The organism is Eubacterium sp. 14-2 (assembly GCF_000403845.2).
Taxonomy (GTDB): Bacteria; Bacillota; Clostridia; order Lachnospirales; family Lachnospiraceae; genus Petralouisia.
The window spans coordinates 1171577-1183632 of the sequence record NZ_KE159568.1; the positions used below are offsets into that span (position 1 = coordinate 1171577).

At 39.0% G+C, this 12056-nt stretch carries 9 protein-coding genes; all 9 read right to left on the reverse strand.

The genetic code is table 11. The annotated features are described in order from the left end of the window. Positions 1 to 141: 141 nt before the first annotated feature. Positions 142 to 1680, reverse strand: coding sequence for a BCCT family transporter (locus C805_RS22295; protein ID WP_016216294.1), 1539 nt, complete (start codon positions 1678 to 1680; stop codon positions 142 to 144). Further along, positions 1667 to 2410: an NTP transferase domain-containing protein gene (locus tag C805_RS22300; RefSeq protein ID WP_016216295.1), complete on the reverse strand. Its 744-nt coding sequence runs from the start codon at positions 2408 to 2410 to the stop codon at positions 1667 to 1669. The genes C805_RS22295 and C805_RS22300 overlap by 14 nt, the downstream gene beginning before the upstream one ends. Next, on the reverse strand, positions 2397 to 3329 hold the full coding sequence (locus tag C805_RS22305) for a choline/ethanolamine kinase family protein (protein WP_016216296.1): 933 nt from the start codon (positions 3327 to 3329) through the stop codon (positions 2397 to 2399). Before C805_RS22305 ends, C805_RS22300 begins: the two co-directional genes overlap by 14 nt. After that, positions 3326 to 5347, reverse strand: coding sequence for a sulfatase-like hydrolase/transferase (locus C805_RS22310; RefSeq protein ID WP_016216297.1), 2022 nt, complete (start codon positions 5345 to 5347; stop codon positions 3326 to 3328). Before C805_RS22310 ends, C805_RS22305 begins: the two co-directional genes overlap by 4 nt. Positions 5348 to 5423: 76 nt before the next feature. After that, positions 5424 to 7100 (reverse strand): hypothetical protein, encoded by a 1677-nt coding sequence (locus C805_RS22315; RefSeq protein WP_016216298.1) that lies wholly within the window; start codon positions 7098 to 7100, stop codon positions 5424 to 5426. A 60-nt stretch (positions 7101 to 7160) separates the two neighbouring features. Beyond that, complete coding sequence (locus C805_RS22320) at positions 7161 to 8189, reverse strand: radical SAM/SPASM domain-containing protein (protein WP_016216299.1); 1029 nt, start codon at positions 8187 to 8189, stop codon at positions 7161 to 7163. 14 nt (positions 8190 to 8203) lie between these two features. After that, a complete protein-coding gene (locus C805_RS22325; protein WP_016216300.1) occupies positions 8204 to 9985 on the reverse strand; it encodes a thiamine pyrophosphate-binding protein in 1782 nt (593 codons plus the stop codon). Between the two features lie 24 nt (positions 9986 to 10009). Beyond that, positions 10010 to 10903, reverse strand: coding sequence for an NAD-dependent epimerase/dehydratase family protein (locus C805_RS22330; protein WP_016216301.1), 894 nt, complete (start codon positions 10901 to 10903; stop codon positions 10010 to 10012). Between the two features lie 511 nt (positions 10904 to 11414). Continuing rightward, positions 11415 to 12056: flagellin (locus tag C805_RS27250; protein ID WP_016216302.1), on the reverse strand; the 642-nt coding region annotated here is incomplete at its 5' end.

The following is a 12056-nucleotide window of genomic DNA, read 5'->3' on the forward strand; positions in this document are numbered from 1 at the left end:
CTGTATTATATATCGGACATCAAAAAAAATACTTTAGTGTTTCTAAAATATGCTAAAAATTACAAACAAAAGGAGCTGCATTCTGCAACAGCCCCTGTATCAGCAAGTATGATATTACATTAACAGTGGCCATATACTCCGTCACTGTTCTTCATATAAATATTTTTTTGCATCTTTAACGAAACTGACAATAATCAAAATAATAACTATCGAAACCGGAAATGCCGCAATTATAGATAGGGTCTGCATATTTTTCATGGAACTCTCTGAAAAAACAAAAGTTACTGGCAGCAAAATCAGCAAAACCGCCCAAAAAAATTTCATGCCATTTCCTGCTTTCTCTCCTTCTCTGAATTCTCTGTAACTATACTGGCTTGCCACCAGTGTAATACTGTCAAAAGAAGTTGCATAAAATGCAATCATGGAAACAGTCAGCAAAATCAGAAACACCGGACAGGCCGGAAGTGTACGGATAATCGCCATCACTGTCTGGTACAGATCTCCGCACTGATTGAAAAACGAAATTCCATCAAACCTTCCTGTCATCTGAAGACCAAGCCCATAATTCCCCAGAATGATAAAAGAAAGCAGCGTACTCCCCAGACCAAAGGTATACGCACCAAGAATTACCTGTTTTACTGTTCTTCCACGGCTGATACTGCCCATAAAAAAGGGAGATGCCACACACCATACCATCCAGTAAGCCCAATAAAATATTGTCCAGTTCTGGGGAAATGACGACACTCTGAGCGCATCCGTCCATGTACTTAGCACAATAAAATTCTGGATCATATTTCCAACAGCTGAAAATCCTGTTTCCAGTATATATCTGGTTTCACCGCCAAATACCAGAACATAAATAAGCAGGGCGCCAAACAGATACATACAGATATTTGCCAGCCCTGAAACGCCCTTTAAATCCTTCATGACAGCAAATGTATAGATAAAACAGGTAATAACAAGAATCATAATTGTTATGTATTTTGAACTCTGAATTCCTGCCAGATCTGCTATTGCAGCAGAGAGCAATGGTGTGGCAACCGAAAATGTGGTTGTGGTGCCGGCAATCAAAGCTATAACAGCCAGAATGTCAATTATCTTTCCGGCCCCCCTGTCTGTCTGACTCCCAAGAAGCGGACGACATGCTTCTGAATATTTCTGCTTTCTGACGTTACGGACATGCAGCATAAACCCAAAACAGGCAGCCAGTACCGCATAAAAACTCCATGGAATCGGCCCCCAGTGGAATAAAGGATAGGTCGAAGCCCAATCCTGAACAGAACCAGCTTCTGACACATGGGGTTCCTGCGCATAACAAATCCATTCACAAAAAGAATAAAACAGAATATCTGCCGCCAGTCCACACGTAAAAATCATTGCTCCCCATGCCAGGAAACCATATTTCGGCTTTTCCCCCTTTTCTCCCAGTGTAATTTTTCCTATATCTGAAAATGCTATCCAAAACGAAATAAGCAAAACAGCCAATCCCACTGCAAGATACCAGATTCCAAGCGTATCACCCAGAAATCCCCGAATTGTCATAAGAATCCCTGCAGATACTTCAGGACATACGGTAAACGAAATACACAGCAAAAGAACTACTGCCAGAGGCACTGCTGTCGTCACCGGATCAATATTTCCCCGTACACCTTTTTCCGACTTTAATTTATTGCCGCCCATCCCTGTCCGTATTCCCCTTCCCGACGTAATCTGAATATGCTGCATCCAATGCAGCCAGTTCTTTCAACTCATCTATTTCAATCAGATCACCTTCCTGCATCTGTCTGATTCCCAGCTGATATTCCTGCGGATAACAAAACATGACAATATCATCCCAGTATATCTGCGTATTTTTCTTTTTTTCAAATTCTATTTCCAAATGCCTGCAAAGTTTCTTTCCATCTTCTGCACTCCATCTTGAAATACTGTACAGCTGCCAGCCCCTTTTTCCACCGTTTCTGGAACAATGCCTGACAAATCCATCCTCTACTGTCATCAGCCATTCATTTGTCTCTTTCTCCGTCCACACTGCATTATAACCTGAATATTCAAACTCCGGAGACAATATATCTGAATTAAAAATAATCTGATCCCCGTCCAGAATAATGGAATTTTCAAGATACCAACGTGCAGCATAAAGTGAAGATATATTATTACTCACATCATAACAGGGATTTTCAATCAGGGTAATTCCCTGATATTCATCCAGCAGACATCTGAATTGTTCTTTTTTATAGCCAACTACTATATAAATCTCACTTATTCCATTTTCATGCAGCCCGCGAATCACTGTATCAATCATTCTCAAACCGTTCACCTGTACCAAAGGCTTCGGTGTCTTTAACGTAATGGGATGCATACGTTTTCCGGCACCTGCTGCCAGAATAACAGCTTTCTCAACCCGATTCATTCACAGCCCCCATTTCTTCCGCAATCTCGAAATACTTCCTCGCATAATCATACTGCCGCAGAGAATATTCCCCAAACTCCACTCCAAGGCTTCTCTTATATTCGCACCAGTTGCTCCACAGAAGTCCGCAGACAGAAATATAACAGTATATCTTGATACGTGTACAGGATGAACAATTTCCTTCAAAATAAATATCTATCAGTCTTTCCACCTGGCTTCTGTCATAAGAACTGTAAATACAGAACATGGCAATATCCACATGTGGATCCTGCATACCGGCATACTCCCAGTCCGTAAGCTGCAGCTTTTCCACTCCACTGTCCATATAGAACAGAAAATTATCCGGCACTGCATCTATATGGGAAAGACAATATGAAGTAATATGTTTACAGATATACCCTTTCAGAGACAGCACTTTCTGTTTTATCTGCGGATAATCTTTATACATGGACTTCCTCCCCATCCGGAGACTTTCATAAAAATCAATCTGTCCAAACAGGTCAAACTCATGAGAAACAAACAATTTCATATTGTGAAAATCCCGTAACTTTTCCATACATCTTTTCAAATCAGAGATACTGTCAGGGTTACAGGTTCTCACACCTTCCAGATACTTTGTGATTTTATATCCATTTACCGAATTAAAATACACAATATTGTCACATAATCCTTTATCCGCAATTATACGGTAGACCTGTGCTTCCTGACTGCGATTAATCAGATATTCTGTTCCCTCTCCCGGAACTCTCATTATGTATCTGGTTCCCCCCACAGAAAAACAAAATGAACGGTTTGTCATTCCCTTTTTCATGATTCTGATATCTGTAATTTCCTTTGCAGAAACATGAAATATTTTCGCAATCTGATCCACAATATCCGGAGCAATTCCGCTTTCAGAAAATCTCAATGTTTCACTCATATATCTCCCTGCCCGATCAAACGCCAGTATAAATAATCTCTGATCCCTGCATCATCCAGATATTCTTTCAGTTCCAGTTCCTGTCTGCCGGTTACAACAAATAACGTATTACTTTGGTCAATATCTGCATGAGGCATACAAATGTTATGGCCAAATATGCTGGTTCCCAGTTTTTGCGGATTAATATCCCAGACTTCCTTTACCTGATAATTATAACCAAAGTTCTTTAAAAATACTTCCAGCTCTTCATCCGTCCCCACAATCACAACCTGTTTTTCCTTCAGTTCTTTCTCAAACTTTTCTCTGGGATATCTCTTCTGACTTTCATTGAATTCCCTGTACTTTTCTTTTTTATCCACCAGAAAACCATATTTTTCACTAAAATCCCATGGATTTTCCTGATCTGTCAAAACATCAAAAATAATCTCAAACCATCTGTTTTGCAGTTTCTTATATAAATTTATAAAATCCTCTCTTTCCCTGACTGATTCATAGACGTCATCTGCTTCATCCGGATCTGCCATAAGATCACATGCAGTGAAACGGCAGCTGCCAAAAAACTGTGTAATATAACCAATACAGTTTATACTGTACCGTTCATTCCGAATTCCCATCTTTATTTCCTGCCTGTATAAGTCAAACGCACCATGCACCCAGGTTGAAAAGGCATATTCATCTCCGCCGCTTTCAATATTATGACCCATATAATGATTTCCATATGTATCCAGTCCACACCTGTCAATCAGAGTTGGCAAAATATCCTGTGCCATATGAAATCCATAATCTATATGCGGCGTGATATCCGGTCCGGTCATATAAAATGGAACCTGAAAAACTCTTCGGCTATAATTCCATTTACTTTCAGGCCGGCAGTATATCGTATTGGCCGAACCGTGATCCGCGGTAATAATTACATATGTGTTTTCCAGCAGTGCTCTCTTTTCAAGCTCTTTCCAGAACAGGTTAAGATTTTTTGAAATGTGCCTGAGGGATAATTGTTTCATCACTGACATTTTCTGAAAGGGTAATAATTCTGTCTCCTGTACCTTTTCCCATATTTCTTCCTCATAACCAGCTTCTCCATACCGTCTGTCCATAAAACTTTCCGGCAAATGAAAAGAACTGTCATGAATGTAAGCAAGAAACGGCCCTTCTATATCTGTTCTGTTATCATGCCATTCCCAGAAATGTTCAAAATCCTCCCTGATATTGGAAATTGGCCTTCTCATTGAGTACATAACATTATCACCTGTCGCCAGATCTTTATTATAGACTTCCTGGCCCAGCATAAGATTTACAGTTTCTCTGTCATAATGTTGGGACGACATAATATACTGAATATTTTTATGCCTGACCAAAGATTCCAGTTTACTTTCAGAATCTGATAAAGGTTTATTTTCCACCCTTTCCGCCCTTGACAGATAACTTCGGGCAGATGGCTCACTTTCTTCGTCGCGGAAATTTTCCTGTCTCAGTTCATCTTCTAAAAGTTCATCTATATACCGCCTTTTATTCTGCAAATACAATGCATATTCTGACGGGGCTTTTTCCTTATGCCTGTAAATATCAAACCAATGTTCCAGCCAGATCCCGATAATTCTGTAATCTCCGGATCGCAGCTCCCCTTTCTGTTTAAGCTCAGCATAATATTTTAATCTGTCCAATACGGTATCTCCTACCCAGCCCGTACCCTGAATTTCCCGTCTGCGCAATTCATCCGTACTTAACAGCATTGGATAATCCATGTAAATATCTTTATATCCATTTTTCTGAAATAATTCAAAAAACGGCATTGCTCTGAATTTCTCAATTCCACCCAGTAATCCATTCCCTGTCACAGGATCTGCTGACTCCCACAGTCCTCTTATGGCCGCTTCTGTAAATGGTCCGCTCGCATACATATTGGCAGCACAATAACTGCTCTTTTCCATATTTGAAAAAAAACTGTCTTCTTCCATCTGGTCAATATACCATTTTGAAAGACTGTCCAATACAATCATAATTACATTTTTCTTCACATCTTCCCTCCTGAATCATGGATACTTCATCAGATTATCTTATTTTCCAAAAGTTTCAAGGCTCATTACTCTCTTTTTAACTCAGTAACTGTGATATAATACCATCTTTACTTTTTTCCGACAGTCCCATCCCAAAAGCGTCCAGTCTCAATAATGTCTCATCAACAAAAGTATTTGCAAGCTCCTTTTTCTCATTCAACTCGTATTTATCTTTCACATTAATCATCAGATAAACCGTTTTTTCCAGCATTCGTTGAAGCATTTTCAACTCCAGTTCCTTATCACCGCCTGCAAAATCATGGATACATTCCAATGCATCTTTGTGTTGCTCAATACGGCTTTCCCATGTGGCATATACTGGAATATTTCTGTCCCATTTGAGATTTTCAGCCAGGGAATTCCCTGTTTGGCTATATTGTTCCTTCATATCCTCGTAAGCTGAATCTCCTTCTGATATCAGACATACATTATCCTCCAGATAATCTCCCATATCACTTAATAATACCTGACACCATGCATGGGGATAGAAGCCATAAAAACTGTTATCTTCATAATATTTTTCATCCCAGACATCTACTCCGGACTTCCAGAATTTTTCCCGATGATAAATGGCACCCGACATATAATTTTGACCTAAAAATCCACCCAAAAGCGCCTCTTTTCCTTTTTTATAATACATTGTTCTGTCTATCGTAGAATATTGCACACATGTTTTTGCCCTGACCATCGCCAAATCAGTATAAGAACTCAGCACTTTCAGGTAATGTTCCAACGCACTGATAATTACATCATCTTCATCTGAAACTATTAAGACAAATTTCCCGGCAGCGATTTGCATTACGCTTTTACAATTATACCAGGCTGTTAATGTTTCATCGTATCCCTTATAATTGATTCGAGCATCCGGAATGGAAGAAACGCTTTTATATTCTTCCTGATACAGCGCTGTCCCGTTTTTCGATATGGCAAACTCTATCTCTGCATCATATGGCATCTGCCTCAGATTCTCCAGACGTTTTAAAAGAAGATTTCCTCTCTCATAGGTAGGAATTCCTATTGTCAGTAACACACGCTCCGTATTACGTCCTTCCGGAGTAAGCCTGTATGCATGTTCCTGATTAATGATCTCCAGCAGGCCCTGCCTTTCCTCTTCCTCTCCTGCACACTGCTTTGGCAGATATTCAGCTGTATTCTCATGAAAATATTGTTGAAACTCTTCTTTACATGAGAATATCATAATATTTTTTGCAAACTTTTCCAGCTCAGGAATTTTAAAAAAAGAATCACATCTGTTTTTATCTTTGCAGACTAAGTACACTTTTCGATATTCTGCTTCTGACAAAATCTCCGGCATTTTGCTCCAGTTCCAGTCTGTTATCGCCGCCATTGCACTGAACTCAGACTGTTTGAAACATTCCTGCCGGACAACACTCTCTACTGTTTTTACAGAAAAAACACCCCGGAATTCCTGTATTTCCCTGTCGTAAATATAATATTCCCCTTCACAGTATGGGATAAAATCCAACATACACTTTTCATACGCTGTTTTTTCTCCAAAATCCCAACGTCCATAAGAATTCCTGAATTCCATTTCATTCCCTGCCATATAACAGTTATAAATGTTTTCCAGTATCCACTCACGCTCATAGTTTCGAGCATATGCCAGTACGAAGGCCCTGAGGGCTGTTTCATATGCCCCGCCCTCAAACTGCCCGCAGGCATATTCAAGCAATTCCTGTCCAGTCAATACCATTTTATTTTTAACTCCTTCCTGTAATATCAGGCCCTGATCCATCGATTCTATACAATCTCATCAGATTTTTCCTTCTCCAAAACGCTTTAATATTGCTTCGGCATAGTCGTCAATATCATCAATTGTATTTGCTGACAGACTTTCACATTTCTCACAAATTTTAATACTGTTTTTTTCACCCTTCAAATGTTTACACTGATATGTTCTCAGCCTCTCTCCTGCCCAGACAGCTGAAATTTTTTCTTTTTTCAAATCTCCTAATATATAATGCAGCTTCCAGTCAACGCAGCATAAATGGGCAATCCCGGCATCGTTTATTACCATAGTAGTAAAAAGAAATGGACAGACTTTTTTCTCTTTTAACTCCTGACCATAAGTTCCCTTTTCTGCATTCGCTATTTTTTCTTCCACATTAGTATCCGGCCACAGGGTAGATGAAATTGTTTCCACAAAAATTTCATCACAGCAATTTTCAAACATATCATAAAAACTGTCTCTCTCTTCCTGAGTATACCCTATGTCGCTGTATTTCAAAAACAATTTACATTGTTGCTTTCTGTCATAAAAAAATTTTATTTTCTTTCGAAACTCTTCAAAATCCAAGTCATACTGGCAAACATCCCTGTACTGCTCTCTGCTTATCCCGTTCACAGATATATTTAATATATCAAGCCCGGCTTTTATCAGACTTTCACTCATACTTTCGCTCAACAATGTTCCGTTTGTTGTAAGCTCAATACATTCTGCCACATCTGATTCCTTTGCATATTGTACCATAGCGCAAATTTCCGGATGAAGCAAAGACTCCCCTGCTTTAAACAAACGCAACTTTTTGATTTTCCGTCCCTGACTTCTCCATTCTGTCTTCATATCGTCAATTATTTTACAAAAAAGGCCGTACGACATCATACCAAATTTTACACCTTCACGCTTAATTGCTTCTGAATCAGAATGATAACAGAATTTACATTTCATATTGCATGCACTGCATACATCAATCTGAACGGAAAACGGTACCTCCAGCGGTACAGCACTTCCCAGATTGATTCGTTCTCTTGCGTATATTTTTCCCTGTCTTATCGCAGGCATTTTCGAACCTCCTTTTACTGGAGCATCAGCCGCTCCATTTCCTCTTCATCCAAAAAGGGAAACATATCATGTAAAACCGGAGACTGCATTTTCCCATTTTCGTCCAGATGTGACATTACTTTTGGTGTAATGGGATCATCCGTTTTTTGTATAACTTCCAGAAAAATTCTCTGTTCAGAGTGAAAAAACTGTTTCAGCTTAATTTCTACTTCTCTATTAGTCTCACACTTTATATACTCAAACCCAAAAGTATCCGCAACCTTTTTAAAATCGGGAAAACTTACTCCTGTCTCCGGAGTACAGCCGACATATCTTCCATTGAAAAAATTATTGCTGGTCTGGCGAATTGCCGCATACCCATTATTATTAAACACAACTAATTTTATGGGCAAATTGTACTGCACTATTGTCTGAAGTTCCTGAAGATTCATCATAATACTCCCGTCACCTGTCAGACAATATACATTTTTTCCGGAGGCCACAGCTGCACCAATCGCAGCAGGCAAATCATACCCCATAGAACCACAGGTATAATTTGTCATTACCCTCTGTCCCTTCTTAACTGTTCCTATCTGCAATTTGGCAGAACTTGCCGTATTATTTCCCAAAGCCAGAATACTGTCATCCTCTTCATATTGCTGAAATTTTTCCCAGAAACAGTAGGAAGATACTTTTTCACTCTGACTCAGGTTCTGTACAGACTCAAATACCGTAAATTTTTGTTTCAGATAATCACAATATTCTATCCATTCTGTATGCTCCTGTATTTTCACATCAGATATTTGAGCCATATCAAAAAAGGTCTGTAAACTGGCATTCAGGAACTGTTGAATATTTAATCCAGGCTTTTTACCTTCATTTTCATCCGCATCTACCATGTATATTTTTGCCTTTGGCGCAAAACCACTCTGATTAAAGCCAGTCTGCCGAAATCCCAGACTATTTCCCAATACAAGAATCACATCTGCATTTTGTAATACAAAATTTCCACTCCTGGGTCCAATATTGCCAGACAAACCATAATACAGCGGATGCTCCATATAAAAGACATCTGCGACCCATGCCCCTCCGATTACCGGTACAGACATGTAATTTACAAATTCTGAAAATTCTTCTCTGACATGACTGCTGATAATGCCGGATCCCGCCAGAATACACGGACGCTTCGCATACTGCAGGGTTTGCAATATATCATTTACAACGGTCTGCTCTGGTTTAACGCTGCTGCAATCAAATTTTTCTGCAGAATACAAATCTGCTTCTTCTACTTCTGCACTCTGAATATCCTGAGGTATATCCAGCCACACAGGCCCTCTTCGTCCATCCATAGCTATGTGAACAGCTTTCACCAACTCTCTTTTTATCTCCAGCGGGTCTGTGATCATTCTGGCATATTTCGTCATATTCCGAACAGTTGGAACAATTTCAAACTCCTGCATTCCTCGATAACGTAATGGCAATCCGGAAGCAGAAACAGACGTTTGATAACGAACCTGCCCGGAAAGTACGATCATTGGAATACTATCCTGCCAGGCTCCTACTACTCCCGTCAACGCATTTACCGCGCCAGGTCCTGATGTAACACAGACCGCTGCCATTCTGCCACTATACCTTGCATAGGCCTCTGCAGCCATAGCGCAGGCCTGTTCATGATGATTAAAAAACACTTTTATATCCTTACATATATCTAACGCGTTATCCAGATACATTGCCCCGCCGCCAACTACTGCAAAACATTCTGTCACACCCAAAGCAGACAATGTATCCATGATAATATCCGCCACGCGCTTTTTCATCTGAAAACCTTCCTTTCGCTTCCGTTATTTTGCGCAATATAAAAGTTCATATATATCAATATCTGCGCTATTTTCATACCAGTCATATAATTTTTCTATACTTTTTTCCAAAGGTGTATACTCGAATTGGGGAAACTCGTCCAGAAAACGGTCACATCGTGCTGTATATTCATTTCCCATTCCTTCTCTGCATATCAGTACCGGCAAATCTTTTTTGCTCACTTTTAAAACAATCTGACAAATCTCACTCAGCCGGACAGTTTTTCCTGATACCAGATTATAAGTATGATATTTCGGCTCATTTTGCAGAAAGCACTCCAGCATTCTGCAAAAATCTTCAATCCACAAATAATCAAAACAAACATCCTGACTTATTGATAATGGCAAATTCTTAATCGCTTTACAGCACACATTAGATATGAATTTAAGAGGATAATATTCATATTTTCCAAAAATACCAAATAACCGAAAATTATAGATATTCTGACTGCTCTCTATTAGCTGACCAATTGTATATTTCATCAGTCCATAAGTATCTACCGGAATCGTGGCTCCAACAGTTTCTTCTCTCACTTTGACTATGGGAAATCTTTTATCATATTCTGCCCCGGAACCCAGATAAAACATTTTTCCATATAAATTTATATTTTGTGCAAAGTTCAAAAAAATTCTCAGATTATATTCCACTTTTTTTGTATCGTCTTTCTGGTTATCCGGACGTTTCGCATATACTGCAAAATGCAGCACATAATCAAAATGATGTTTTTCCAGATATTGTGTTACCTGTTTCTCATTCAAACAATCCAACTCTTTACTGGAGGGCGCATATACTATATATTTTTCATTTTTCCTCGCCAGGAAATCTATTACATTGCGCCCTATAAACCCGCTTCCGCCGGTAATCAAAATTTTTAACATATCTGTTTTCCTTATCCTATTTACAATTACAGTAAAAATATCAGATAAAATTCTTATTATTCCCTGTAATGCAAACAAAAAAGCTGACAAATGCCAACCTCTTAATTCTGCTACCAAAACCAAAGAACCACTTCTGCAAAGCAATTCTTCTGGTTTTTATAACATTCCGTCTTCAATTAAAAATTTTTTAGAAATATGATCTAAGATCCTCTCTGCCATGACTTCCTCCCTGAATTTAACGCAGCCTCCATGCTGCAACAGACCTGATACTTGAATCATTCACTCTATTATATATCGAACATATAAAAAAATAATTTAGCTTTTCAAAATATATGTAATATTTTCCCAATTTTTCTTTCTTTTATCCCGTCCTTTTTGTTATATTTGCACTAAAAATAACGTATTTTTATTTTTTATAATATAGTAAAAAGAGCCCGAAAATGAAGATAAATAATCTTCCAATAAATAAAAAAAGAGCCGGTATATACCGACTCTTTTTAAAAATCTTATATTACTGTAACAGTGACAATACACCCTGGTTGGACTGGTTAGCCTGTGCAAGCATGGACTGGCCTGCCTGTGCAAGAATGTTATTCTTGCTGTATTCAACCATTTCAGATGCCATATCTGTATCACGGATACGGGATTCTGCTGCCTGAGTATTCTCTGCCACGTTATCCAGGTTGGCAATTGTATGCTCAAGTCTGTTCTGTAATGCTCCGAGTGCAGATCTCTGGCTGGATACATTGTTGATTGCATTCTGAATCATTGTAATGGTTCCGGTTGCCTGCTGATAATCTCTTACGTTCGGTGTGCTAACTGTTGTAGCCGGTTTGCTTGCAACTTTAAAGATCTGAGCTGCACACATTGCCAGATTCTTAGCACATGTTCTTACATCTCCAGAATTTGTAGTAATTGTTCCATTCTGGGTCTTATAATATGCCACACCTTTTGAATTAGCAGAATAAATTGCTCCAACCTGTACGGTACATGCTGCAAGAGCCCCGATAGATCCTCTTAAAGCTGCAGAATTATTTGTACCAACTTTCTGATTCTTAACAACTTCATTGGTTGTCAGATAACCGGACATTGCTCCTACCTGGGTAGGTTTGATTCCGATTGCTGCTGCATTCATTGCTGCAATATTGATGGT

Bases quoted from the DNA above. Each gene is read 5' to 3' on its own strand.
- C805_RS22315 (WP_016216298.1), bottom strand. From the start codon at position 7,100: ATGGTATTGACTGGACAGGAATTGCTTGAATATGCCTGCGGGCAGTTT.
- C805_RS22295 (WP_016216294.1), bottom strand. From the start codon at position 1,680: ATGGGCGGCAATAAATTAAAGTCGGAAAAAGGTGTACGGGGAAATATT.
- C805_RS22330 (WP_016216301.1), bottom strand. From the start codon at position 10,903: ATGTTAAAAATTTTGATTACCGGCGGAAGCGGGTTTATAGGGCGCAAT.
- C805_RS22305 (WP_016216296.1), bottom strand. From the start codon at position 3,329: ATGAGTGAAACATTGAGATTTTCTGAAAGCGGAATTGCTCCGGATATT.
- C805_RS22320 (WP_016216299.1), bottom strand. From the start codon at position 8,189: ATGCCTGCGATAAGACAGGGAAAAATATACGCAAGAGAACGAATCAAT.
- C805_RS22325 (WP_016216300.1), bottom strand. From the start codon at position 9,985: ATGAAAAAGCGCGTGGCGGATATTATCATGGATACATTGTCTGCTTTG.
- C805_RS22300 (WP_016216295.1), bottom strand. From the start codon at position 2,410: ATGAATCGGGTTGAGAAAGCTGTTATTCTGGCAGCAGGTGCCGGAAAA.